This window comes from Vibrio vulnificus NBRC 15645 = ATCC 27562 (genome assembly GCF_002224265.1).
GTDB lineage: Bacteria > Pseudomonadota > Gammaproteobacteria > Enterobacterales > Vibrionaceae > Vibrio > Vibrio vulnificus.
This window is the reverse complement of record NZ_CP012881.1, coordinates 414,969-440,303: the sequence shown is the minus strand read 5'-3', so window position 1 is coordinate 440,303 and position 25,335 is coordinate 414,969. Positions and strand designations below refer to the sequence as shown.

Below are 25,335 nucleotides of genomic sequence, written 5' to 3'. Positions count from 1 at the left end.
CAAATAATCCAAATGGCATAGCTCACTTAAGATTGATCGGTGTTACAAAAATGTAAACGCACGTTTGATTTTTTAGATAAGAGCTCATACTCTGGTCTGACCACGATAATAAAAATGGAAGTTTGTCATGTCTGCCATGTACCCACATTTGTTACAGCCTTTGGATCTCGGATTCACTCAACTGCGAAATCGAGTGCTCATGGGTTCGATGCATACAGGCCTTGAGGAGCATAAGGAAGGCTTACAAAAACTCGCTGCGTTTTACGAAGAGCGTGCCAAAGGTGGCGTCGGTCTGATTGTGACGGGCGGTTTTTCACCGAATTTACGCGGTCGTCTGCACCCGCTGAGTGCGGAATTTAGTAAACCCAAACACGCTCAAGCGCATAAAGTGGTGACGGAAGCCGTGCACAAACATGGTGGAAAAATTGCGTTGCAGATCCTGCATGCTGGCCGCTACGCGATGCATCCTTTTGCGCAAAGTGCCTCTGGCATCAAAGCGCCTATCGCGAAGTTTGCACCCAGCGAAATGAGCCCAAGACAGATTCGCAAAACCATCGAAGCGTTCGCCAACAGCGCAGGTCTCGCACAACTGGCGGGATACGATGGGGTAGAGATCATGGGTTCCGAAGGTTACCTGATCAACCAATTCCTGTGTAAGCGTACTAATATGCGTTATGACGAGTGGGGCGGTACCTACAAAAAACGCATGCGTTTTGCTGTAGAAATCGTTAAAGCGGTGCGCAAAGCTGTAGGCAGTGACTTCATCATTATTTTCCGACTATCAATGCTAGATTTGGTGGAGCAAGGCAGCACGTTTGAAGATGTGATTATGCTCGCCAAAGCGCTCGAAGACGCAGGGGTGACGATCATTAACACCGGCATCGGCTGGCATGAAGCTCGAGTACCTACCATCGCAACGCAAGTGCCTCGTGGCGCCTTCACATGGGTGACTGAGAAAGTGAAGCCGCATGTCTCTGTGCCGATCGTGACCTGCAACCGCATCAACACTCCAGAAGAAGCCGAGCGCATTCTTGCTTCTGGTCAAGCGGACATGGTGTCGATGGCGCGACCTTTCCTCGCAGATCCGCATTTCATTGCCAAAGCGGAGCAAGCGAAATCTCACCTCATCAATACCTGTATTGGCTGCAATCAAGCGTGTTTGGACAACGTATTCAAGGGCAAGCGGGCCAGTTGTTTGGTTAACCCACTGGCATGTCATGAAACCGAGTTGGTGGTGAAGCCTGCGAGTGAGAAAAAACGCATCGCGGTGGTGGGCGCAGGCCCTGCTGGGTTAGCGTGTTCAACCACCTTAGCGCAACGTGGTCATAGTGTTGATTTGATTGAACGAAATGATCGCATTGGTGGTCAGTTCCGCCTCGCGATGCAGATCCCTGGCAAAGAAGAATTTCGTGAAACCATTCGCTACTTCGCCAATATGATTGACGAAACAGGAGTGAACTTACGCCTCGATACCGATGCTACGTTAGAACTGCTCAAAGAGTACGATGAAGTGGTGCTCGCCACTGGGGTTGAACCGCGCAAAGTGAAAATTGACGGCCTAACTGAAAGCAGTAAAGTGATCGATTATCAAACATTGATCCGTGAGAAAACCCCAGTCGGCAACAAGATAGCGATTGTCGGTGCAGGGGGGATTGGTGTTGATGTCGCGAGCATGGTCACAGAACCCGCTCAGCACAATCTAGACGACTGGCTACAAGAATGGGGCATTGATAAAGAGATGACGCAACCGGGCGGCTTGTATCCATTCCCGGATGCGATGAGTGACAAAACGGTGTGGTTGCTGCAACGTCGTAAAGGCGCGGTAGGCAAAGGACCGGGAAAAACCACGGGTTGGATTCATAAGCGCACATTGGAAAAACGTGGTGTGAATTTGCTCGGGGGCGTGAGTTACGACGGTATCAAGCCTGAGGGATTGGAAATTACCCTCAATGGTAAGAAGCAGTTGCTCGATGCCGACACCATCATCATTTGTGCAGGCCAAGAATCGGTTCGCCCATTTGAAGACAAATGGCACGAGCTTGGCGATAAGCTGCATGTAATTGGTGGAGCCGATTACGCCGGAGAGCTGGATGCGGTTCGCGCGATTAAGCAAGGGGTCACGCTTGCGACAAAACTTTAGCCGGTGAAGGTTGATGGTTTGAACATAAAAAATGCCGCGAAGTGATTCGCGGTATTTTTGTTTGACCAGTTGTTGCGTAAATCGTGAATTTCCACAATAAACAGGCGGTTATATGGTGTAGTGAACTATGCTAAAGTGTAAACGCAAATCGATACCACTATAAGGATTCTTGGATGGACGCTCTCGATCTTCTACTTAATCGTCGTTCTATTGGCAAATTGGCCGCTCCAGCCCCAGAAGGCAAAGCACTTGAAAATATCATTCGTGCAGGATTAAGAGCACCAGATCACGGTGCGCTGACGCCTTGGCGCTTTGTCATCGCGCAAGGCTCTGGCCTGCATAAGCTGTCCGACGTTCTAGTAAAAGCGGCACAGGCCAAAGGCAGTGAAGAGTCGGTGGTGGAAAAAGTGAAAAATGCCCCATTTCGTGCGCCGATGGTGATCACCGTGATTGCGAAAGTCACTGAGAGTGAAAAAGTCCCTGCATTTGAACAGCATCTTTCCGCGGGTTGTGCGGTGCAAGCAATGCAAATGGCCGCAGTGGCTCAAGGATTCCAAGGTTTTTGGCGCTCAGGTGAATGGATGTTCGATACGGAAGTGAAACAAGCGTTTGGCTTACAGGGAGACGATGCCATTGTGGGCTTCCTCTACTTGGGCAGCGCAGAATGTTCCGCGATGAAAGTACCAGAGCGTGATCTGGCTAAATTTGTTGAGTATCTATAACTGTCTATACATACAGTTTTTGTTGATTTTTAAGGGCCACATCCGCTAATGTGGCCCTTTGTTTGTTGAGCTCGAAAAATTTGTTATGACCCGTCTGTTTATTGCTGAAAAACCCAGCTTAGGCCGCGCTATTGCAGCGGCATTGCCCAATCCGCAAAAGAAAGAACAAGGCTTTATTCGCTGTGGCAATGGTGACATCGTGACGTGGTGTATTGGACATTTGCTTGAGCAAGTTGAGCCCGATGCTTACGACGAACGCTATAAAAAATGGAATATGGCGGATTTGCCCATCATCCCTGAGCAATGGCAACTGCGCCCACGTCCATCGGCCAGTAAACAATTGACCGTGATTCGCAAGCTACTAAAAGACGCAAGTGAAGTGATCCACGCGGGTGACCCTGACAGAGAAGGGCAATTGCTGGTGGATGAAGTACTGGATTACTGCAAACTGAGCCAAACCAAAAAAGCACAAACCCAGCGATTGTTGATCAGCGATCTCAACCTGCCTGCGGTTAAGCGCGCGTTGAGTAGTCTACGCAGCAATCGTGACTTTGTTCCTCTGTCGGTTTCCGCACTGGCACGTTCTCGGGCTGATTGGCTGTATGGCATGAACATGTCACGTGCTTACACTTTGTTGGGGCAAAAAGCAGGCTATCAAGGTGTGCTGTCTGTCGGACGAGTGCAAACACCGGTATTGGGGCTGGTGGTGCGCCGTGATGAGGAAATCGAAAATTTCGTACCGCGTGATTTCTTCACTCTTCACGCGCTGATCCCTTATCAGAATGACAGTGAGCGGTTTGACATCAAAGCACGTTGGAAACCGAGCGAAGCTTGCCAACCTTGGCAAGACGAAGAAGGGCGAGTCTTGAGTCGTAAACTGGTGGAAAACGTCGCCAGTCGTATTGCCAATCAACCCGCTACCGTGACGGAATCAGAACATAAACAGACCAAGCAAGCCCCGCCTTTGCCTTATTCACTGTCAGCGTTGCAAATTGATGCGGCTAAACGCTATGGCATGAGTGCACAACAGGTGCTGGATACGTGTCAGTCACTGTATGAAAAGCACAAACTGATCACCTATCCACGCTCGGATAACCGCTATCTGCCTAAAGAGCACTATGCGCAGGCCGCCAGTGTCAGCCAAGCCATTGCCAATAATGCGAAAGAGCTGGCCGATGCGGTGAGTGGCGCTGACCTTTCTTTAAAATCGAAAGCGTGGAACGATAGCAAAGTTGAAGCCCACCATGCGATTATCCCCACGCCGAAACAAGCCAGTGTTAACGCGCTGTCTGGCTACGAAATGAAGATCTATCAATTGATCGCCAGACAGTATTTGATGCAGTTCTATCCCGCAGCCACATACGCTGAAGCAAAATTGGTGTTTGAGATTGCCGGTGGTGTCTTTATTGCGAAAGGTCGCCAATTGACGTTCGCTGGTTGGAAAGCACTCACGGGAGCAACAGAAAAAGAAGAGGATGGTGCAGATACCGTACCACCACTTGCGAAAGGCACGGTACTTACCTGTCGAGAAGGGGTAATCAAAGACTGCAAAACCGAGCCGCCAAAGCACTTTACCGAAGCGACCTTATTGCAGGCGATGACGGGAATTGCACGTTACGTCAGTGATAAAGAACTGAAAAAAATCTTAAGAGAGACCGACGGATTAGGTACAGAAGCGACCAGAGCGGGCATACTTGATACTCTGTTTAAACGTCAGTTACTCTCTCGGCAAGGCAAAGCCATTCTTAGTACCCCGGCAGGGAGAGGGTTAATCCATGCGTTGCCACAAGAATCAACCTATCCGGACATGACGGCCCACTGGGAGCACCAATTGCAGGGCATGGCTGAACGCAATCAAGCCTACCAGCCTTTTATGGCAGCCTTGCAACAGCGTATTTCGGAATTAATGCAGCAGGTCAAGACATCGCCCGTGCCGAGTTCGCTGCGTCAACTACCACCAGTGGAGCGCCCAGCGTTTAAGCGCAAGAGACGCGCCAGTACCAGCAAGAAAACGGCATCAACCGCGACCAAAAACAGAACCAACAAGTCGGCTTAAACCCCATGATGAGCATTCCTCTGATTTATCACCCAATCTACTCTCAGTTGCCACTGCCAGAGGGGCATCGTTACCCGATCATGAAATATCACCATCTCTATCAAGCGGTGTGTAGATATCAGCAACAGCATCTCGAGTGGCAGCGGGCATTTGCTTTTTATCAGCCTGAAGCGTTGTCGATTGAAGCCATCAAACAAGTTCACCAACAAGAATACGTGGATCTGCTGACGACTGGCTTATTGCCTGCAGCGAAAATGCGCAGAATCGGTTTTCCTTGGAGCGAACAACTGATTGAACGTACGTTAACCTCGACCGCCGGAACCGTGCTGACAGCGGAAAAAGCCTTACAACATGGCGTTGCGATTCATCTTAGTGGCGGGTATCACCATGCCCATTTCGACTATGGCAGCGGTTTTTGCTTGTTCAACGATCTTGTGATGGCTGCACACAAAGCATTGGAACATGTTTCCGTCGACAAAGTGTTGATCATCGATAGTGATGTACATCATGGCGATGGGACGGCCACTTTATGCCAACGGCGCGACGACATTGTGACGCTTTCTTTCCATTGCGATAAGAACTTCCCTGCCCGCAAGCCGGATTCTGATCTCGATATTGGTTTACCAAGAGAGTGTGGTGATGACGCGTTTCTTGCGGCGTTTAAAGAGGTGGTTCCGATGGCGATACGTCTCCATCAACCGGATCTCATTATCTACGATGCCGGTGTCGACATTCATGTCGACGATGAGTTGGGCTATCTCAATGTATCCACAGACGCTTTGTATCAACGTGATGTCTTTCTCTTTGGGCAGGCGAAAGCCAATGCTATCCCGGTTGCAGCGGTGGTGGGTGGTGGATATCGAACGGATCATGAATCGCTGGTGCCGCTGCATTTGCAACTGCTCCACGCGGCGTACGATGTGTATCGTTCGACACGAGATTGATGCATATTCGTGCCAAGATTTTTGCTCGAAAACGTTGTTTTGACAAAGTGTGCTATGCATCAACTTTCACTATGAATTTGAATTAATTAAATAAGCGTACGCTCATATGTTTAGTATGATGATGTTTTGCACAATAACGAGTGGAGATGGCCTTACTTCGAAGATGGGCGTTAGGTTTTCTTAGTCCTCGTTAACAAGAGCAAGCAATCAAAGGACAATGTCCTCGAAGGGCATTGAGCAAGGGAATGGCAATGGTAACGATTTGTCCCGAAACGCTGCCCATTGGTTGGCTTTCAATCACCCACGAGGGATGGATTGAAGCGTATAACCAGCAAGCACAGTCTTGCGAGCTTTGGCTTCAACCCTTGATGGTAGGGGAAGCACTCACGTGCGCTCACTCCAGTCGAACCTTTCATGAATGGGTAAAGCAGCTTTCTGCTCAATCCCCGCCACTCAGCATCATGTCTTCCCGCGCGACGCATTGGACGCTTTCTGCAAGCCCAAGAACGCAAGGTGGCTTCGATTTATGGTTACAAGAAGCCGTTTGTGATGATGCGCTCAGAGACGAAAATGCGCGCTTACGTCGTGATATTGAACGGCTCGACTTCGCTGCCCAGGGCGCGAATTTGGGCATTTGGGATTTTAATCCGTCAACGGGCTGTATCATTGGCAATAAAACGTGGGCGATACAGAAAAAACTCGATCCCGATCATTTGTTTTCTGACGATGCTTTGTTTTCTGAGATCATCAATGGCATCGAAAAATGGTCTGAAATCGTTCATCCCGATGACGTGGCTGAAACCACAGATAAGATTCAAGCCCATTTAGACGGTGAGACGGAACTCTACCATGCCGAATTTCGTGTACGTTGCGGTGATGGTCAGTGGAAATGGATTTTAGATCTTGGGCGAGTGTTCGAGCGCGATCAAGATGGTGTCCCTGTGCGCATGAACGGCATCCATGTTGATATCGATAAACTCAAGCGCCTGCAACAGAGCCTTTCTGAAACCAAAGACAAAGCGGAAGTGGCAAACCGTGCAAAATCGATCTTTTTGGCTAACATGAGTCATGAGCTTCGCACACCGTTGAATGCCGTGTTGGGCTATACGCAGTTGATGAAGTGCGACCAACGCTTAACTGCAAAACATCACGAATATCTCGATATCATTAACCGTTCTGGTGAGCACCTGTTATCGCTGATCAATGATGTGTTGGACATGTCAAAGATCGACGCTGGCCATAGTGTAGTAGAGCGCAAGTGGTTTAACTTCCGAGAAGTTTCTGAAGAGATTAATGACCTCATGCAGATGAAGGCAATGCAAAAGCAACTGACATTGCACTGCCGCGTTGAAGATTCAGTGCCGCATTTTGTATTAGGTGATGTCGTGAAAACGCGACAAGTGCTGATCAACTTGCTGGGAAATGCGATTAAATTTACATATCGAGGCAATGTCCGTTTAAACATAGCCAGCGAAGCTTTGCAAAATGGCCAGCACAAAGTAACGTTTGAAGTGAGTGATACGGGCATTGGTATTAGTGAAGAAAACCAAGGACGCGTCTTCCAACCTTTTGAGCAATTGGACTCTGATATTACGCAAAATGGCACAGGGCTTGGATTGAGCATCAGTAAGCAGTTTGTCGAACTGATGGGAGGCCAGTTGGTGCTCAAAAGTGAGCTTCATCGAGGCTCTACTTTCTCATTCAGTCTTGTGATGGAAACCAGTGAGCATTTGGTCGAGAACAAGCCTGCGAATTTGCCCCGAGTCTTAGGGTTAAAAAGTGGCTCATTCAGTCCTAAGATTTTGATCGCAGAAGATCAGCTGGACAACCAGACGCTGCTTGCCACGCTTTTGCAGCAAGCGGGCTTTACCGTCAAACTGGCCAGAGACGGCGAAGAAGCGGTTGCTCTGCATAAGAGCTGGAGCCCGGATTTTATTTGGATGGATCGCCGCATGCCGAAAAAAGATGGCTTGCAAGCAACCAAAGAAATCCGCGCCGCCTCAGAGAACAGCCAGGTAAAAATTGTTGCCCTGACCGCCAGTGTCTTTAATGACGAGATAGAAGAGATGTTAGCATCAGGTATGGATGATTTTGCGCGTAAGCCGTTTATGCCGCAAGATTTGTTTTACATGATGAAGAAGCATCTCGATCTCGATTATGACTATGAGCAGGGGCAAGACGAGGCAGAGAACATATCATTCGATGACTTGGATCTGAGCTTTTTGGATGATTTAACCAACGAGTCGACTCAAGATATTGTTGAAGCGATAGAGCAAGGGCAACAGCAGGAGCTCTATTACTTGTTCGAACAAACGATAGCGAACAGTGAGGTTCGCACTCGTCTAAACAGCTTGGTAGAGAACTATCAATTTGATGAGCTTTACGAGTTATTTCAAGAATAAAAAAGGGCATTGCGGGAAAAGCGTCGCAATGAAAGCAGATGAAAGTAGAACCATCGAATACGGAAATTCTGGTTGTCGATGATACCGTTGATAACGTCAAGCTTTTAAGTCAGTTGCTGCAAAACGAAGGCTATTTGGTGAAAGGTGCTTTGAGTGCCAAGAGTGCATTACGCATGTGCCAAAAAAAGAAACCTGACTTGATATTACTCGATATCATGATGCCAGAGGTGGATGGCTATGAGCTGTGTCGACAGCTAAAAAAGGATCCCTCGACACAAGATATCCCGGTGATCTTTCTCAGCGCCTTAGATCATGTTCAAGATAAAGTGCGCGCATTTCAGATCGGTGGCGTCGATTATATTCAAAAGCCTTTCGAAGTGATGGAAGTGTTGGCCAGAGTTCGTACTCATGCGGGATTGGTGACATTGCAGCGCGCATTGATCGAACAAAATGAACAACTTAAAAGAATGGCGACCACCGATGCACTGACGGGGTTGGTCAACCGTCGCTATCTTGCCGATATGGCGGGGAAAGTGTCAGGAAACTTTGCCCTGATTTTGTTTGATATCGATAATTTCAAGACCATCAATGATCAATATGGGCATCACGTCGGAGACGAAGTTTTAGTGAGAATTGCTGAGATTACTCGCAGAGTCATTGGGCAGCATGGTTATTGCGCAAGGTGGGGAGGGGAGGAGTTCCTGATCTTACTGCCGAACTTTGATGTCAAACGCGCCTACGATCTGGCTGCTGGTATTCAATATGAGTTCAATGAATCGAAGGGCGCGCTGGGTGCTTACCACTTCACCGCAAGTTTCGGAGTCGCGTGCAATCTTGGTGCACTCTCGTTTCATCAGGTTATTCGCCAAGCCGATGCTGCAATGTATCAAGGCAAAAAGAGTGGCAAAAATCGCGTTGTATCAAGCCGCGCCATGGAGAGCCGCGAACTGTAAAGGGGCAGCATTGCTTGTTAGGTCTAAAGTTGCTCTTCAATAGGTAAAATGCCAGCAAACCAAGCGCCGATTTTCCGCCATACCGTGGCTTCCGGTTCTGAATCAAACCAGGCTTGAGATTGGTGATCAAACCAAGCCACTTGACCTTTTTTCATTCGCACCTGATAGGCATTGGTTTTTAAACCCATGGGCAATTTGGCTTCTGATGCTTGAACATAATCAGGATGTTCGATCACTGCTGCCATTTCGGTGTTGAGCAAAGCCGAACGAGGATCCCAGTTCATGGAGCCGGCAAACAGCAATCGGTGGTCGATTAACAGCACTTTGGCATGCAGGCTTGAGCGACTGCTTCCGGTGAAACTCCATTTGCTGTCGATTCTTGCGCTGGCTTTGGTTTCCCATAACTGAATGCCCGCTTCAACAAGGTCTTGTCGATACTTGGCGTACCAACCGTGCACGGCAAAGACGTCATTTGAGGCCAAGCTGTTGGTGACAATGGTGATGTCGACGCCGCGTTGAGCCGCTTCTACCAAGGCTTGTGTACCTCGTTCCGTTGGAACGAAATAGGGCGAGATAAGGACGAGGGAATCCTTCACGGTTCTTAACAGCGAAGCGAGGTTGTCTGCCAATTGTGGTGCTTGCGTGTCTACTTTGTCAGGCAGATCATACCAAACCTGCCCTTTACCCCAATACCAAACTAAACTCTTGTCGGTAAACTGTTCGTACAGTTGCAACTGAGTAAAGTCGTATTGTCCTTGAGTAAACTTTTGTTCTAGCTGTGCTTCCTTTAGCCAAGTTTGCAGTTCCGCTTCGGTAACCGAGATGGGGTTGTCGGTGAGCCACTCAATTGGCACGGCATGGAGACTGTTCCAATACAAATCAAATTGCTCGGCAGTCTGTTCAACACTGTTGCCATAAAGCATCAAATCAAAATCCCCAAATTCGACAGGGGAGTTAACCGAAAAATACTCGTTACCGATGTTACGGCCCCCAACAATGGCCACCACGCTGTCTGCGGTGAGGGACTTATTGTGCATGCGCCGATTTAGTCGTGAAAAATTGCTGGCCATTGCAAGCGTGCGTGCCGTTCGATATTGATGCGGGTTAAACAAGCGAATCTGAATGTTGGGATGAGCACTTAATCGAGCCAATCCGTTATCGTTTCTTTTCTGCATATCATCGAGGAGAATTCTAACTCGAACCCCTCGTTGGGCGGCTTCAAATAAACGCCATGTCAGTAATTGTCCGGTTTCGTCATCGCGGAAGATGTAGTATTGCAAATCGAGCGTTTTATCGGCCGCCTCGATCAACGCCAATCTCGCGAGGAGCGCATCATGTCCTTTGTCCAGGGGGAAAAAAGCGGTTAAGTTTTCTCTGTCTTGAGGGTGATGGTTAAGATAGGCCGATAGGCGAGAGTCTGCTTGGTAGCCCAGTTGGTAGCTTGGTTGCTTGTCGAATGGCGTGTGATTTTCGAGTGATGTACACGCGCAGAGCAACATCACAGAACAATACGTCAATGCTTTATGGATAAATGTTCGCAACGGACCAAGCCCCAAAATGGATTCTTCAGATAGTTTGGAAGTGGCACGGCAGGCATGCAAGTTGTGTGAGGTTTAAATCCAGTAAAGCTCACGATATTCGAGGGAGAAACGATGCGGCCCAAGCGAGTGGCGCATCGTTTTATCATACTGATCTTAAGTGAGGTTAAAGCGTTGCGCCATCCACTTTAATCACCACTTTACGCACGGGTGAGCCTTCGCCTTCTGGCGCGATAAGAGGACGATGAGGCTGCCCTGGTGGGAAAATAATGAACTCGTTTTCGCCGAGTGTCACAAACTTTTCATCCACAACATGGTGACTAAATGCCAAGTCTCGCTCTGCGAGATAATCTTCATCCAACGCTTCAAAAGGTTGCAAGCTGTAGCCGAACGTCTCTTTCCCGCTTAACAGAATTTGTACGTCGAGGTAGCGCTGGTGGCATTCTGATTTTCTTAACGCGAGCGGCTGAGTATGGTCACTCATGACCAGAAAGAACGCATTGTCGCCGTCCAACTCATGACGCCCATCTTCAATTGGCTCAGCCAGTTTAGCTAACACCTGCGCAATGATTTGCTTGAGATTTGAAGAGAGACAAGATGTAAAGGCGAGCTCTGTTGTTTTACCGACAAACACGGTGATTACCCCCAAAAAGAAAATAAAAGTCGCAAACCAGTTTTTACTGGCTTGCAACGATTTTACTGCTCGCGAAAGCGAACACCAGTCATTTTTCAAAACACTGTTTCTAAAATGAGATATTGTGCGTGCTTTGTTAGCCCGTCAATACGGTGTCTTCAGGGTATTTGATCAGGGTGGGTTCCGGCCTTGCCAGCATGTAAGCCAGCGTTAGTGGCCCAATTCGTCCGATGATCATCACCACGATCATGATGTATTTGCCCGGTTCCGAAAGCTCAGCGGTTAAGCCTGCCGTTAAACCGACCGTGGCAAATGCAGAGATGGTTTCAAACATCACTTTGTCAAACTGAGCTTGCTCGGTGATCATGAGTAAGAACATCGCCGTGGTAAGAATTGCGCCGCTGACCACAATGATTGCGAGAGATTTGGTCACAGTTGGCCAGTTCACGGTGCGCTGAAACATCACCACATGTTTCTTTTGACGCAAAAATGCCCAGGTCGCCATAAACGCAACGGCGAAGGTAGAGACTTTGATCCCGCCACCTGTAGAGGTTGAACCTGCACCAATTAGCATCAACACGATCATCACCAGTAGGGCTGGTTGCGTGAACTGGGCGAGGTCGACACTGTTGAATCCCGCAGTTCGCGCGCTGGCGGATTGGAAAAAGGCGGCAAGCCACTGCCCAGAAGTGCTTAACTCGCCCATCGTACTGGCATTGTGCTGCTCTAAGACGAAGAACAAGAGCGTACCAATAATGAGCAGTGCAGGAGTGGCGACTAACATGATTTTGGTGTGCAAATGCAGGAAGTGAAAACCGCGTCGCCAGTTCATCCACACATCCCCAACCACAGTGAACCCCAAGCCACCGAAAATAAACAGTGCAGCGAGGGTGAAGATGACCAGAGGATCGTCAACGAAGCTCATCATGCTGTCAGAAAAGAGTGCAAAGCCAGCATTGTTAAATGCAGAAATCGCGTGGAAAAGGGCATAAAACAGCCCGCTTTGCCAGCCCATCTCCGGCACCCAACGAAACGCCAATAACACAAAACCGATCAACTCTGCGACAAAAGCGAAGACGACGATTTTTTTAACCAATCGCCGCAGATTCACTTGTCGATCTTGCCCAAGTGCCTCCTTGGCCAAAGCTTGCTGGCGAAGACTCAGTTTCACACCAAACATATAAAGTAGCACGGCAGAAAGTGTCATTTGCCCCAAACCACCGATTTGCATCAGCAGCATCAGCAAGATTTTTCCCGCTAAGGTGAAGTGTTGACCGGTATCCACCACACCAAGTCCAGTCACACTAATGGCGGAAGTTGCGGTAAAAAGCGCATCGGTTATCGACAAGCCCGAGACAGAAAAAACGGGCAATGTCAGCAGGATTGCGGAGGGTAATAGTACCGCCAAAAAGCTAAGCAGAATGATGCGAGGCTCATTCCCTTTGCTCTGTTTCGATGCTTTATCGGCGAGGTAAAACAAGCCGTTGTTAGAAGAAAATGGATTCATAGTGAACTGAGTTTGTTTGCCAATGCGTCTTGTGGGCCAACCAAAATGATCATGTCACCAATTTCGAGTTCGACATCTAACTCTGGAGCTTTGACCAGTTCTGGGCCGCGTTTAAACCCAAGTACCTGCACGCCGGGGACTTTGCACAATGCCAGTTCACCGAGGGTTTTACCCATTAAGCGTGACCCCACCACAAATTCAGTCATGGCCAAGCCACTGCCAAGTGGATGAAATTCAAGAACGCGTTTGTCGAGCATCTTCCTTGCCACGCGGATCCCCATATCGCGCTCTGGCATGATGATGTGGTCTGCGCCGATTTTTTGCAAAACTCGAGCTTGGAACTTGTCGTTGGCTTTAACCCAAACTGATTTGACCCCCGCTTCTTTGGCAATCAGAGTGGCTAAAATGCTGGAGTTCATATCCGCACCAATGGCGACCATCACCATGTCGTAGTCATCCAATTTCAGCTCTGCCATGGTCTCTTCATGTGTACAGTTGGCCACTAGAGCTTGAGTGACAAAACTTGCAGCTAACTTGACGCGTTCTTCATTAACGTCGATGGCCAGCACTTGAGCACCGGAATCGGTCAACTCCTGACACACCGCCAGACCAAAACGACCTAAGCCAATCACCGCAAATTGTTTTTCAGCTCGTCTCATGAGCGCCTCTTAATCTATGGATTTCGGCAGAAAAGTCTGCGCCTAATTTCACTTCGGTGCAAATTTATTGATGAGAATTTGACAGAAGATTAACGGAAGTTGTGCATAAAAACAGCGATGTTTCATGATGGCGAGTGTGATGCGTGAAGCGACACACTCAAGATTGAGCAGAACAAATCCCTTTGCTGATTTGCACGAGAAACAGTGTATGGAATTACTTGGGAAGCGGAGAGATAACGAATCTGGATACGATAGAAACGAAAAGGGCCACTAATATCTTAGTGGCCCTTTTACTAAAGTGGCGGAGAGATAGGGATTTGAACCCTAGGTACGCTATTAACGTACGCCGGTTTTCAAGACCGGTGCTTTCAACCACTCAGCCATCTCTCCAGTGCGGGTAAATATATAAGCCCGTAATTCGTTTGTAAAGCCCTATGAATACTAAGTGAATAGAAAATCACCAACAAATAGCGGCTTAGTTGCTTTTAGCGTAAAAGCGCTGTAACTCAGTGAGCCCTTGCATCAATACTGGCAGTTTCGGGCTGTCGTCGCGAACTCTCTGATAGTGGTTATCGTACAGTTTGAAATTACCGAATTTATCGATAACCGTGGTTTGATTTGGTGTGATCAGCGCGATTTCTCTCGTATCACCTGCGAGGATCCAGCGGCGTTTACTTTCATCAAACAGATTTCGCCCAGAGCTGAAATCAGCCGGATTCGACGCCACACCCATCAGGTCTTGAAGTAGGGTAACGGAGAGATCCAAATGACTGGTACTTTGGCCAAATTGCGCAGGCAGCTTTCCTGGCCAATGAATCACCATAGGTACCTGTAACTGGTAACGACTGTAGTTACTGTTTGCGCCCCAGCTGTTGGTTTGGGTTTCGTTAAACTCGCTGCCGTGATTTGAGGTGATGATCACCACGGTGTTATCGCTTAACTGCTGTTCATCTAGGGTCGCAAAAATACGTTGTAGCGTGCTGTCGGCTTGTCGCACTGCGACATCATAAGCTTGCTTGAATTTATCGCTCGCGTTGGCGGTGGTTGGCAGCGAAGCGGTTTCAATATTATCGAGTTCAGTGACTTCGATGTAGCTGAACCAAGGCGATTTTGCTTGGTTTACTACCCATTCGTTCCACGCATCGACCGCGTTTGCATCGGAATGAGTCACCGCTTGTTGCGCGTTTTTCTCTGCTTCGATCTGCGTCGCTAAATGCTGATTACGGAAGATAACTTCACTATACAAAGGCTCGTTAAAGCCATTTCCGCTAAACAAACCAAATTGATAGCCGTGATCTTGGAGGACTTTCAAGAAAATGGGCGCGGTGCCTTGTGCTTTAATGCTGCTGGCGTAGCTGGTCGGCAGGCCATAGAAAAGGCCAAAAATGCCATAGCCATCGTTACTTGAGCTGTAGTGGTTGGTAAACCATTGGTTGTTAGAGGCAAACTCAAACATATTTGGCATTTGTTCTGCCGAAAGACGATCGCTGCGTAAATTGTTTACGCTGATCATCAGTACATTGAGGTTGTTACCACGACGGTTAAACGTTAGCTGGTCTAATGGGTAACGCACCAACTCGACGTTGTTTTCGTTCGCTTCCAAACGTTTTAAGTATTCATCACGATCCAGTAGACCATGTTTTTCCATAAAGCTTTTCGCTGTCATTGGGTAAGACAACGGGAAGTTGGCTCTTTGGCTAGTCACGGGATTATAGAAATAAGCATCGGACCACATGTAGATCAGATGACTAACAATAAAGCAGACAAAGAAGACGGCGGCTAATGGGCGGCCAATATGTTTGTGTGCGAGTTTACGTTGTTTCTTCCACACCCATTCCGACAAACCAAGTTGCAGGAAAAAGATCAGCGGAAGCACAATAAACAGATGCTGGAGATCGGCGCTGAGAGCGGATTTGTCATCGCTAAACAGCAACTCCCAAACCACGGGGGTTAGGTGCAGGTTGATGCTTTGATACGCTTGTGTATCGATCAGCAGCACCGTCAATCCTGTGGTCGCAAAAACCACAGAAGTTAAACGGAATAACCGCTGCGATGGCAATAAAAAAGTTAAAGGAAACAGAATCAGCAGGTATAAGGCAAACACCAAAAAGCCAAAATGACCAACCCAAGAGACAACCAGATAAAATTGCCCGAGTAGCGTTTCTGGCCAAGGGGACTGGGTGATATAACGCGTACCAATCAACATCGCAGCAATGATATTGAAAAATGCGAACCAGTGACCCCATCCAACTAATCTGGATACGCGCTCGCCGTATGAGTTTCCGCTGTCAACCATGTCTGATTCTGTTATCCGTTATTAGTGAGTTTTTGGTTCTTGTAAAGAAGAGATCAGTGCCTGTGCAAACTTTTCAGCAATTAGCTTACGTTGAGAAGCAGCAACTTGTTGATTAAGAACGTTTGTTGCGATGTTTCCGGCAATCATCAGTGATAATTCTGGTGTTGCACCGTGCTTATCAAGCACCGCTCCAATCTCAGTAAGAATGGATTCTACTTGTTCGTCTGTGTATTTCGATGTAATCGGCATAAAAACTCTAATAATGATAGTAAAAGCGGCCTATGATAACCTACAATGCCTCGCAACTAAAACCTTGAAGCAAGATAAAATACTATGAGTCTGCATCTTTCAAACGTTATTCTGCATCAGCTTAGTAAAAATGATCAGGATGAGCTAATGGTAAACTACCGTTCTGAGTCCCTGGTCAATGATTCTTCTACAGAAAATCTGGTCGCTGAGCTGCATCGCGTGTTTCATTCCAAAGCAGGAAAAGGCTTTGGGTGTTTCCAATCTGACAGCGAATTTCAGATTTGGCTCAATGAATTACAACGTGGCGAACTGGATTTCTATGATTTCTCACAAAAATGCGCCGTAAGACTGAAAGAAGAGTTAGCAAAATACCCGTTTGCGGACGAAGGTATTCTTGTGTTTGCGGAGTACCAAAGCCTAGCGACCGATTATTTGTTCGTGGGTATATTGCCGCTTAATCAAAGTTTGAAAGTGACAGAAGGGTTGGACATCAGCGCGACCGATTATTTGGACATCAATAAGATGGACATCGCTGCGCGTATTGATTTATCGGTGTACGAAGCAGATAAAGATTCCAACCGTTATCTCTCTTACATTAAGGGACGAGTTGGCCGTAAAGTGGCGGATTTCTTCCTCGATTTCTTGCAAGCGGAAGTGGGCCTAGACAGCAAGCAGCAAAACCAAGTGTTGATGCAAGCGCTCGATGATTTCTGTACCGATGCAAAGTTGGAAAAACAAGAAGTCAACGAGTACAAGAAGCAAGTCTATGAATACTGTAATGGCCAAATCAAAGCAGGCGAAGAAGTGGAAATTCGCGAGCTTTCTGGCGAGTTACCACCAAGCCCATCTGGCGCGAGCTTCTTAGAATTTACGCAAGAACAAGGCTATGGCTTGGAAGAGAGTTTTCCTGCCGATCGTGGTTTAGTACGCAAGTTAACGAAGTATGTAGGGGCAGGTGGTGGTCTCAACGTGAGCTTCGATAGTTTGCTGCTGGGAGAGCGCATTTTCTACGATCCAGAGACCGATACGCTGACGATCAAAGGCACGCCGCCAAATCTGCGTGACCAACTGACGCGAAATCGATAATACAAATGAAGAAAGAGAGCGAGATGCTCTCTTTTTTTGTGACTTCACATTACCCTAGCGGATTGTGTTATAAGCTTATGAAAGCAACTTGGAATCTCTGTGCAAGGATGGAGCATGGTTCGATTGAGTAATAAATGGGTATTTCGCTATTCTTTGGGTCTTGCCTTGGTGTGGTTGTGCTCTGTCGCGTTTGTTTGGATGCAAATCACCAACATGCGTGCTGCGGTCGATGCCGTAGAGGAAGTTGGGAACAAAATTGAAGAAGTGCACGCGGCATTTTCTTACAAGCGTGAACAAAGAATCCAAAAGTTAGATGAAATTTCGCTGAATGTGCAATTGATTTATGCGTTGCGTATTCAGCTCGAAGCAACCTATGTACACTCGTTTTTTGCCCCGGATATTACTCAGTTTTTGCACGTCACCGATCGCTACATAGATAGTGTAAAAACCATTTTGCAAATCGACACCCGCTTGTCAGACTTGGTCGCTGAGGTGCGTCGCCAACGTCTTCAACAAACGCATGCGGATTCCATTCTCTCCTTTGCTTTACTCGGCTCGTATATTTCCGAGGCTACGTTAAGCAACAGCACGCGCTTAAGCCCAGTATTCAAAGATATCGATAACTTAGTGTTGTTATCGAATGAACTTGAAGAAGCGCAACGTGTGCCGCTACAAAAGTTGTTGGCCCAATCGGCGGTGGTACTTGGGCAAAATGCCGAAGTGAATCATCTGGTCAATCAAGTCAGTACCCACGAAGTCTACGCCCAGCAATCTTGGTTAGAAGAGCAGTATCACCATATTGTTTTGCAATCCATCGTGATTGTGATTGCGGTGAGTGGGCTCTGTTTTCTCGGTTTGTTGTGGTTACTGTACTGGGGCAATACGTTAGTGAAGTCGCCACAACAATCGGCAGAAAATGAGGTGTTGCACGTACCGACAGAAACCTTGAGAGAACGCTTGTCATCCGAAGCAGTGCAAACCGAGGAGAGGCAGGAGCAATCAAGCCGTCAAAGTGACACCGCTCTGCTTGAGCAGAGAACAGAGATAGACAGAAACCGTTCCATGTCCACCACGGCAGTACCGCAAGGGAGTGAAGAACTGCCGCCGATTAAAATCGATCTGATGATGGACTCTTTATCTGGCGATGAAGAATCGGTGCAGATGTTATTGAGCGTGTTTGTCCAAGATCATGCGGATGAGCACAGCAATTTTGTTGCAACCTATCGCGATGATCCCGAAACTGCACAGCGCATCGTTCACAGCCTGAAAGGGGTTGCCGCCAGCCTTGGTGCAGATGCTTTACGTAAAGTGGCGATGGAGATTGAATCCAGCATGAAGCATGGTCATGAACCGACAGAGCAACAATTGCAGCAATTGAAAGAGTGCATTGATAAAACGGTGGCTTACGCGCACCGCATTCTCAATCGCGAGATTATCATCTCATCATAAGACGCTGATATTTCTCTGACTTATACTGGTTATATTCGTCGTCCTTTTCTTTTTGTCGTGGTTATAGCAATGACTCGCTCAACGATGGTCGCTTTTTACAAAAGTTTTTGTTTGCCTATTTTGGCGCTAATGAGTTTGTCGGGATGCTCGTTATTAGAGGTGAAGCTGGATAGTCAAGTCACCCCATTGACTCAGCAAGAGCTGAATACTCGTTTACATACGCGTGAATACGCATTGCAATTTTTTACCCAAGTCGAGCAAACGGCGGATACGCTTAAAAGCCGCTATCCTGCGACGGATACGCTGCACCAGTCCTATATTTTGTTGTGGAAAATCAATGCAGAGGAAGGTCTAGCACGGGCTGCGTATCAGGTTTCACCCACTGCGGCGCTGATCGACAGTTGGGTTTTTACTCAGCAGATGGCAGACTATTTTTCTCAAGGGCCGGGTCGCGAGCAGTTTGAATTGGCTCTCGCCTCAGATGCATCACAGGCCTTACTGACACAAGTGGAAGAGTTGGCGAGTGATCTATTGAAGAACAGTTCGTACAAGAGCAGCGAGCAATTTGTTCGCGAGTTTGCCACACAACATCCATTTACCGATCTCAAATTCAATCCCACGCCGGCTTACCGCGCTTGGCTAAAAGCCAATGATATTAATGAAGATGAGGCGATAGCCACGCTAGGCACTATGCCGGAAGCTTTAGGCGATGTCTCTGATCGCCTCAGTTTGATTTCAGAGCAAACGCCGAAGATCATGAGTTGGAAAGCGGAGCTTATTGCACTTAACAGCCACATCAGTGGCGAAGATTTGTCACAAACCTTGGCCTCCATGAAGGCCACTTCTGAGGCCTTTCAAGATTTCGTGAAGAATAACCCAGAATACATGAAGAACTTGGCGGAGCAGATGGCCATAGAGTTGCAGCCGCTGGTGGTTGATATTGACCAAAAAACCTCGCGTCAGATGAGTAAACTCGATGAACAAAGGGCGGCATTGGAAGCCATGGTTGCACGCGAGAGGGTTGAGCTGTTTGCGATGATAGAGCGTGAAAGAGAAGCGCTAAATAAGATGGTGACGCAAGAGCGAGTGAGCTTTACTCAAGATATGGATAAGCTCTCACAAGATGTGGTCGCGCTGGCGATGGATAAGTTGGTTGAGCTGATCAAAAGCGTGATTATTTACTTTGTTCTGTTTATCGCTGTGATTTTCTTTGCCCCGCTTGGCTTAGGTTACGCACTCGGAAAGAGAGCACAAAGAAAGATCAGTTAGCCAAAGGGCAGAATGTTGGCACAACGAGTGCCGCTGAGAAACAAAAAAGCGTAGCTCGAGGGCTACGCTTTTTTATTGAGTGGTGAAGATCAAGCGGTTTGTTGTCTTGTCTCTGCCAGTGTTTCGTCTTCGCTCGCCTGCGCGGTTGGCTCGCACTTGTCGACAAACCAACCCATGTAGGAGGTGAAAATCGTCACTGCGATACAAACAAAGCTCAACCACATGAACGGTGCATACGACAGGGTAGCGACACCAAGAATACTCGCCATGTAAATACCGTTGTCACTCCAAGGCACCATACCGGATGTTAGCGTGCCGCCGAACTCGGCATTTCGTGACAGGTTCTTACGTTTGTAACCTAGGCGGTCGTAGTTTTTCGCACAAATCTTTGGCGTTAGGATAAGAGAAACGTACATCGCTGAACCGAACACGTTACCCATAAACGCTGTACCAATCGTGCTGGTTGCGAGAGAACCGGCATTTTGCACACGACGTTCAAACAGTTTCGCGATGGTTTCTAGCACGCCAACTTTATCCAGTAGACCACCAAAACCAAGACCAAACACGATAACAGCCACTGAGCCCAACATGGAGGACATGCCACCACGGTTTAGGATGGAATCAATGAAATCGACGCCTGAAGAAATCGCAAACGGTGCCCAAGCAGTATTGAACGCGGTTAGGAAATCCACATCTTGGATCATGACTGCCCAAATAATGCCCAGTAGAGAGCCAAAGCTGATGACAGGGAATGAAGGCATACGCATGGCAAGCAGCGCCAATACGATGATCACGGGAACAAACGAGTAAGGCGTGATGTAGAACTGCTGATCCATCGCTTTAATCACAGATTCTACTTGGCTCATGTCAACATTACCTGCGTAATGGAAGCCAAATGCCGTGAACATAATGCCAGTAATGATGTAGCTGATCAGAGCGATTGGCAGCATGCCTTTGATGTGCTCCATGACTTCCACGTTCGACATTGAAGAAGCAAGGATCACTGAATCTGAAAGCGGAGACATTTTGTCACCGAAGTAACAGCCTGATAGTACCGCACCTGCTGTGATCGGTGCTGGTACGCCAAGACCTTGGCCAATCCCCATCATTGCGATACCTGCGGTACCTGCTGCGCCCCAAGAGGTGCCTGTTGCAAGTGCTGTTAGGGAGCAAATGATCATAGTGGCTAAAAGGAAGATAGAAGGATGTATTGCCTTCAGACCATAGTAAATAATAGTGGGTACGATACCGCCGGAGATCCAGGTACCAACCAATGCGCCAACGGCTAATAGAATAAGAACAGCACCCAAACCATTCGAAATTCCGTTTAATGCCGCTTTTTCCAGGTCTTTATACTGATGACCTAGACGTAAGCCCAACACCATAATAATGAACCAGCCGATATAAAGTGCTAGCTGAATAGGTAGATCTAATTTCGCGGTAAACGAAAAAGCCAAAAGTAAAAACAATCCCAGTGAAATAAGCACTTGGGGAAGACTTGGTAAGCGAGTAATTTCCTGCTTCATATATTCCTCTGCTAAATGTCGGAGCGTTAGAGGGATTACGCCCCCGTATGTTTAGGATGCTTACATTACATTAACGTAGTGGATAATTCGATTTATTTAGTCATTTGTTTTGATGTAGATCGGTGTAATGCGTATTTTGTGAAATAATAAACTACTAAAGTTTAAAATAATTAGTTTTAAGTGTTGTGTGATGTGAAATAAATGTGCTTCATGTGTGAATATGGAGGATGGGTAGGAAATCCAGCTCGGTCAGAGCTCTTACCAAAGCTAAATCATAAAGTTTTGCGACCTTGACAAATCAAAACGAAAAAGTTGGACGTTTTCGTCAATTAGTGCTTGAGATTTTGCCTAGAAAATAGAACTATTAATGCAACTTTATTTTGTTATTTGAATACACGGAGAGTTAATGTGATGAGAGTGGGTTTAGTTGGTTGGCGTGGCATGGTTGGCTCGGTGCTGATGCAGCGCATGGTTGAAGAAAAAGACTTTGATCTGATTGAACCAGTCTTTTTCAGTACCTCTCAAATTGGTATTCCAGCGCCAAATTTTGGTAAAGATGCTGGTTTACTACAAGATGCATTCAATATTGATGCGTTGAAACAGCTCGACGCAGTCATCACTTGTCAAGGTGGTGGTTATACAGAAAAGGTATACCCAGCACTGCGCGAAGCGGGTTGGAAAGGCTACTGGATCGATGCGGCATCTACGCTGCGTATGGCTCCAGATTCGATTATCACTCTTGACCCAGTTAACCTAGCTCAAATTCAGCAAGGCATCCATAGTGGCACAAACACCTTTGTTGGTGGTAACTGTACCGTTTCTCTAATGTTGATGGCGTTAGGTGGACTATACAAACAAGGTATGGTTGAGTGGATGAGCGCGATGACTTACCAAGCGGCTTCTGGTGCGGGCGCGCAGAACATGCGTGAACTGATTTCTCAGATGGGTGTAATCAATGATGCAGTAAGCTCAGAATTGGCAAACCCATCAAGCTCTATTCTTGATATCGATCGTAAGGTTGCGGAAACGATGCGCAGCAGCTCGTTCCCAGTTGACAACTTTGGTGCGCCTCTGGCTGGCTCATTGATTCCATGGATCGACGTGAAACGTGAAAACGGTCAAAGCAAAGAAGAATGGAAAGGTGGCGTAGAAGCGAACAAGATCCTTGGTTTACAAAACTCTCCAATTCCAATCGATGGAACTTGTGTTCGTATCGGTGCAATGCGTTGTCATTCACAAGCGCTGACTATCAAGCTTAAGCAAAATGTACCTCTTGATGAAATTGAAGAGATCATTGCGAGTGACAATGAGTGGGTGAAAGTGATTCCAAACGAGCGTGACATTACCGCGCAAGAGCTAACGCCAGCTAAAGTAACAGGAACGCTTTCAATTCCTGTTGGCCGTTTACGCAAAATGTCGATGGGTGATGATTTCCTTAACGCATTCACCGTGGGTGACCAGCTTCTTTGGGGGGCGGCAGAACCTTTGCGTCGTACGCTAAGAATCATCCTTGCTGAGAAGCAATAACTCAAATATGAGACATCATTCTAAAAAGCGCCTTGTTGGCGCTTTTTTTGTTTGTTCAATGACAGTTCGTTGACATTGATGACCTAATTTAGCGTGGGTTTTGAGAGTGGTGTTCTGTATGTATAAGAAATTTCGAGGTTTTACGCTAATAGAATTAATCGTGGTGATTGTGCTTGTCGCCGTGTTAGCGGTGATCGCTGCGCCAAGATTCCTGAACTTACAATCTGATGCACGGCGTTCCGTCGTTGAAGGTTTAGCTGGCGCCGTGACGAATGCCGCTGAGATGGCGTATGGAAAAACCGCTGTGGAAGGGATGGAAGAGCTTGAATCCTATCACGTGCCGAATTACGGGATTGTGCAATATGGTTATCCGAGTGTCTCGCGTGGTGGAATGGAAAGCTTCTTACAAATTGACACTGGGTACCATGATTTAGAACGTGAATGGGTTTGGGCTGCACACAATAATGGCTCAGTCTCAGATCCCGATTGGTGGATCATCACGCAGTCACAATGGTTGGCAGATGGCAACATTGTGGATTTCAATAAAGCCATCGAAGAGAGCCGTTGCTACGTCAAATACACCGCAGCGATGGAACCGGGCGCGGACTTCGCCGTGGAAACCATCACAGACGGATGTTGAACCCGCTACGGCTCATTCAACAAGGCAATCAAGCGCTCACACGAGCGCTTATTTTTTGTCGGATTCTGTGCTTTGTACGGCAACCACACGTTTATCGGGATCCGCCAGTTCACTGCCGCAGTGTTTGCAAAATAGTGCATCGGATTCATGTCCAGCACGTGAGCAGTTGGGGCACTTGACCAATTGTCGGTGTGAGTTCATCTCTTGGTTGAGTTCGGCGGTAATGATCCCCGTTGGCACCGCCAAAATAGAGTAACCGAGTAACATTGTCAGTGACGCGATGGCTTTACCTATATTGGTTTGTGGCACGAGGTCACCATAGCCCACGGTCGTAATGGTCACAATGGCCCAGTAGATACTTTTGGGAATACTGGTAAAGCCATTGTGCGGACCTTCAATCACGTAGATCAGAGAGCCAAATATGGTCACCAAAATGGCTACGGCACTGAAAAATATCAGTATTTTTCTTCGAGCCATCAGCAAGGAGCGCATCAGCAAGTTTGAGTCTTGCAAATAACGAACGAGTTTCAGAATACGGAAGATACGCATCACACGCAGCAGTCGAATTACGCCCATAAAAGCCGCTGAAGGGAACAAGAAGGCAAGATAGGTCGGCAGTATCGCCAGTAAGTCCACCACACCATAAAAACTGCGTGCGTAGGCGGCAGGTTTTGGCGAGCAATATAAACGCAGCAAATACTCGAGCGTAAATAGAGCGGTAAAACCATACTCAAGATATTTGAGTTCGCTGGCCCACTGAGCGCGAATCGATGGGATAGATTCAAGTAAAAGCACCAGCAGCGAGGTCAAAATCGCGACAATCAAGCCAATATCAAAGGCTCTGCCTGCAGGCGTGTGCGTACCGAAAATTATAACGTATAGATGATGCTTGAGTGACTGGCGTGACATGATGTTGCGACATAGTGGAAACGTTGCAACATCATACCTTTATTTCGGGAATCAGGCTAATCCGGGGAAGAGATTACGCAGGCCATTGGCGATGAACTCGATGCCGAGTGCACCCAAGATAAGACCCATAATACGGGTGATCACGTTGATGCCTGTTTGTCCTAAGAAGCGAACGATAATTGGCGCTGAGCGAAATAGCAGCCATGAGCAAAAGCTAAAGGCAACAATGGTGATCACAATACCCATGGTATCGAACATGCTTGGGTAGCGAGAACCATAAACGATGGTCGAGCTAATCGCACCAGGACCCGCCATTAAAGGCATTGCCAAAGGCACAACACCAATTTGTTCGCGACTCACGTATTCCGATTGCTCTTGTTTGTTTTGTTTATCTTCACCCAACTTACCGCTCATCATCGAAAAGGCGATGCTAAGTAGTAGCAAACCACCGGCAACGCGGAAAGAATCGAGAGAAATGCTAAACATGTCGAGTAGCATCTGACCCGCTAGCAATGAAACGGTCAGAATAATCGCAACTGCGACATTGGCCGTTAGTGCGGTTTTGTATTTTTCTTCCGGTGTCATGTGGCCTGTAAGCGACACAAATACCGGCATGATGCCCACAGGGTTTACTGCGGCCACTAAGCCTAAGAAAAACTGCAAAAAGATAGCGACTTCGAACGTTTGCATTAGAGAAACCACACGAAAGATAGGAGAACAGATTGTTGGCGAAATATAGTCGATATTGCGCGACTTCACGAATGAAAAAAACTAACGTGTGAGCTGTTTGATTGCTGAGAAAAACTAATCATTGAAAGAGTTGTAAAAT

At 47.4% G+C, this 25,335-nt stretch carries 20 protein-coding genes and 1 tRNA gene; 11 read left to right on the top strand and 10 right to left on the bottom strand.

Going from position 1 to position 25,335, the window contains the following annotated elements:
- The first annotated feature begins 127 nt into the window (after window positions 1-127).
- From AOT11_RS01940 to AOT11_RS01915, 6 genes are all read left to right on the top strand, one after another.
- On the top strand, window positions 128-2,140 hold the full coding sequence (locus tag AOT11_RS01940; RefSeq protein WP_017428838.1) for an NADPH-dependent 2,4-dienoyl-CoA reductase: 2,013 nt from the start codon (window positions 128-130) through the stop codon (window positions 2,138-2,140).
- A gap of 173 nt (window positions 2,141-2,313) precedes the next feature.
- The gene (locus AOT11_RS01935; protein WP_017428839.1) at window positions 2,314-2,862 is read left to right on the top strand and encodes an NAD(P)H nitroreductase; all 549 of its coding nucleotides are present in this window, start codon (window positions 2,314-2,316) and stop codon (window positions 2,860-2,862) included.
- A gap of 85 nt (window positions 2,863-2,947) precedes the next feature.
- Window positions 2,948-4,918, top strand: coding sequence for a DNA topoisomerase III (locus AOT11_RS01930; protein ID WP_026050788.1), 1,971 nt, complete (start codon window positions 2,948-2,950; stop codon window positions 4,916-4,918).
- Between the two features lie 5 nt (window positions 4,919-4,923).
- Window positions 4,924-5,862 carry a histone deacetylase family protein gene (locus tag AOT11_RS01925; protein WP_017428841.1) on the top strand — a complete coding sequence of 313 codons (939 nt, stop codon included), beginning with the start codon at window positions 4,924-4,926 and terminating at the stop codon, window positions 5,860-5,862.
- A gap of 251 nt (window positions 5,863-6,113) precedes the next feature.
- Window positions 6,114-8,264: a hybrid sensor histidine kinase/response regulator gene (locus AOT11_RS01920; protein ID WP_223848419.1), complete on the top strand. Its 2,151-nt coding sequence runs from the start codon at window positions 6,114-6,116 to the stop codon at window positions 8,262-8,264.
- A 38-nt stretch (window positions 8,265-8,302) separates the two neighbouring features.
- Window positions 8,303-9,217, top strand: coding sequence for a diguanylate cyclase (locus AOT11_RS01915; protein ID WP_017428843.1), 915 nt, complete (start codon window positions 8,303-8,305; stop codon window positions 9,215-9,217).
- A 23-nt stretch (window positions 9,218-9,240) separates the two neighbouring features.
- On the opposite strand, the gene AOT11_RS01910 is transcribed toward AOT11_RS01915, so the two are convergent.
- From AOT11_RS01910 to AOT11_RS01880, 7 genes are all read right to left on the bottom strand, one after another.
- On the bottom strand, window positions 9,241-10,716 hold the full coding sequence (locus AOT11_RS01910; protein WP_049798014.1) for a phospholipase D family protein: 1,476 nt from the start codon (window positions 10,714-10,716) through the stop codon (window positions 9,241-9,243).
- 205 nt (window positions 10,717-10,921) lie between these two features.
- Window positions 10,922-11,389, bottom strand: coding sequence for a NanQ anomerase/TabA/YiaL family protein (locus AOT11_RS01905; protein ID WP_026050790.1), 468 nt, complete (start codon window positions 11,387-11,389; stop codon window positions 10,922-10,924).
- Between the two features lie 136 nt (window positions 11,390-11,525).
- Entirely contained in the window at window positions 11,526-12,896 is a 1,371-nt protein-coding gene (locus AOT11_RS01900; RefSeq protein ID WP_017428845.1) for a TrkH family potassium uptake protein, read from the bottom strand.
- Window positions 12,893-13,555: a potassium channel family protein gene (locus AOT11_RS01895; RefSeq protein WP_017428846.1), complete on the bottom strand. Its 663-nt coding sequence runs from the start codon at window positions 13,553-13,555 to the stop codon at window positions 12,893-12,895. The genes AOT11_RS01900 and AOT11_RS01895 overlap by 4 nt, the downstream gene beginning before the upstream one ends.
- A 299-nt stretch (window positions 13,556-13,854) precedes the next feature.
- Window positions 13,855-13,945 (bottom strand) — tRNA-Ser (locus AOT11_RS01890).
- A gap of 85 nt (window positions 13,946-14,030) precedes the next feature.
- Window positions 14,031-15,851 carry a DUF3413 domain-containing protein gene (locus AOT11_RS01885; RefSeq protein WP_017428847.1) on the bottom strand — a complete coding sequence of 607 codons (1,821 nt, stop codon included), beginning with the start codon at window positions 15,849-15,851 and terminating at the stop codon, window positions 14,031-14,033.
- 21 nt (window positions 15,852-15,872) lie between these two features.
- Entirely contained in the window at window positions 15,873-16,100 is a 228-nt protein-coding gene (locus tag AOT11_RS01880; protein ID WP_011149891.1) for a YejL family protein, read from the bottom strand.
- A gap of 84 nt (window positions 16,101-16,184) precedes the next feature.
- On the opposite strand from AOT11_RS01880, the gene yejK reads away from it, so the two are divergent.
- From yejK to AOT11_RS01865, 3 genes are all read left to right on the top strand, one after another.
- A complete protein-coding gene (yejK, locus tag AOT11_RS01875; protein WP_017428848.1) occupies window positions 16,185-17,186 on the top strand; it encodes a nucleoid-associated protein YejK in 1,002 nt (333 codons plus the stop codon).
- Between the two features lie 114 nt (window positions 17,187-17,300).
- On the top strand, window positions 17,301-18,635 hold the full coding sequence (locus AOT11_RS01870; protein WP_017428849.1) for an Hpt domain-containing protein: 1,335 nt from the start codon (window positions 17,301-17,303) through the stop codon (window positions 18,633-18,635).
- Between the two features lie 57 nt (window positions 18,636-18,692).
- A complete protein-coding gene (locus AOT11_RS01865; RefSeq protein WP_017428850.1) occupies window positions 18,693-19,904 on the top strand; it encodes a hypothetical protein in 1,212 nt (403 codons plus the stop codon).
- Between the two features lie 89 nt (window positions 19,905-19,993).
- On the opposite strand, the gene nhaC is transcribed toward AOT11_RS01865, so the two are convergent.
- Complete coding sequence (nhaC, locus tag AOT11_RS01860) at window positions 19,994-21,430, bottom strand: Na+/H+ antiporter NhaC (RefSeq protein ID WP_013572127.1); 1,437 nt, start codon at window positions 21,428-21,430, stop codon at window positions 19,994-19,996.
- A 411-nt stretch (window positions 21,431-21,841) separates the two neighbouring features.
- Between nhaC and asd the strand changes: the two genes are divergently transcribed.
- Complete coding sequence (gene asd / locus AOT11_RS01855; RefSeq protein WP_026050792.1) at window positions 21,842-22,957, top strand: aspartate-semialdehyde dehydrogenase; 1,116 nt, start codon at window positions 21,842-21,844, stop codon at window positions 22,955-22,957.
- A gap of 118 nt (window positions 22,958-23,075) precedes the next feature.
- On the top strand, window positions 23,076-23,597 hold the full coding sequence (locus AOT11_RS01850; protein WP_026050793.1) for a prepilin-type N-terminal cleavage/methylation domain-containing protein: 522 nt from the start codon (window positions 23,076-23,078) through the stop codon (window positions 23,595-23,597).
- Window positions 23,598-23,645: 48 nt separating this feature from the next.
- Here the strand turns inward: AOT11_RS01850 and AOT11_RS01845 are convergent, their stop codons facing one another.
- The gene (locus tag AOT11_RS01845) at window positions 23,646-24,506 is read right to left on the bottom strand and encodes an ion transporter (protein ID WP_017428853.1); all 861 of its coding nucleotides are present in this window, start codon (window positions 24,504-24,506) and stop codon (window positions 23,646-23,648) included.
- Between the two features lie 51 nt (window positions 24,507-24,557).
- Window positions 24,558-25,196 (bottom strand): YchE family NAAT transporter, encoded by a 639-nt coding sequence (locus AOT11_RS01840; RefSeq protein WP_011080913.1) that lies wholly within the window; start codon window positions 25,194-25,196, stop codon window positions 24,558-24,560.
- Window positions 25,197-25,335 lie beyond the last annotated feature (139 nt).

Bases quoted from the DNA above. Each gene is read 5' to 3' on its own strand.
- AOT11_RS01920 (WP_223848419.1), top strand. From the start codon at position 6,114: ATGGTAACGATTTGTCCCGAAACGCTGCCCATTGGTTGGCTTTCAATC.
- AOT11_RS01845 (WP_017428853.1), bottom strand. From the start codon at position 24,506: ATGTCACGCCAGTCACTCAAGCATCATCTATACGTTATAATTTTCGGT.
- AOT11_RS01930 (WP_026050788.1), top strand. From the start codon at position 2,948: ATGACCCGTCTGTTTATTGCTGAAAAACCCAGCTTAGGCCGCGCTATT.
- AOT11_RS01900 (WP_017428845.1), bottom strand. From the start codon at position 12,896: ATGAATCCATTTTCTTCTAACAACGGCTTGTTTTACCTCGCCGATAAA.
- yejK (WP_017428848.1), top strand. From the start codon at position 16,185: ATGAGTCTGCATCTTTCAAACGTTATTCTGCATCAGCTTAGTAAAAAT.
- AOT11_RS01940 (WP_017428838.1), top strand. From the start codon at position 128: ATGTCTGCCATGTACCCACATTTGTTACAGCCTTTGGATCTCGGATTC.
- AOT11_RS01885 (WP_017428847.1), bottom strand. From the start codon at position 15,851: ATGGTTGACAGCGGAAACTCATACGGCGAGCGCGTATCCAGATTAGTT.
- AOT11_RS01935 (WP_017428839.1), top strand. From the start codon at position 2,314: ATGGACGCTCTCGATCTTCTACTTAATCGTCGTTCTATTGGCAAATTG.
- AOT11_RS01925 (WP_017428841.1), top strand. From the start codon at position 4,924: ATGATGAGCATTCCTCTGATTTATCACCCAATCTACTCTCAGTTGCCA.
- AOT11_RS01870 (WP_017428849.1), top strand. From the start codon at position 17,301: ATGGTTCGATTGAGTAATAAATGGGTATTTCGCTATTCTTTGGGTCTT.
- asd (WP_026050792.1), top strand. From the start codon at position 21,842: ATGAGAGTGGGTTTAGTTGGTTGGCGTGGCATGGTTGGCTCGGTGCTG.
- nhaC (WP_013572127.1), bottom strand. From the start codon at position 21,430: ATGAAGCAGGAAATTACTCGCTTACCAAGTCTTCCCCAAGTGCTTATT.
- AOT11_RS01840 (WP_011080913.1), bottom strand. From the start codon at position 25,196: ATGCAAACGTTCGAAGTCGCTATCTTTTTGCAGTTTTTCTTAGGCTTA.
- AOT11_RS01850 (WP_026050793.1), top strand. From the start codon at position 23,076: ATGTATAAGAAATTTCGAGGTTTTACGCTAATAGAATTAATCGTGGTG.
- AOT11_RS01895 (WP_017428846.1), bottom strand. From the start codon at position 13,555: ATGAGACGAGCTGAAAAACAATTTGCGGTGATTGGCTTAGGTCGTTTT.
- AOT11_RS01915 (WP_017428843.1), top strand. From the start codon at position 8,303: ATGAAAGTAGAACCATCGAATACGGAAATTCTGGTTGTCGATGATACC.
- AOT11_RS01910 (WP_049798014.1), bottom strand. From the start codon at position 10,716: ATGTTGCTCTGCGCGTGTACATCACTCGAAAATCACACGCCATTCGAC.
- AOT11_RS01880 (WP_011149891.1), bottom strand. From the start codon at position 16,100: ATGCCGATTACATCGAAATACACAGACGAACAAGTAGAATCCATTCTT.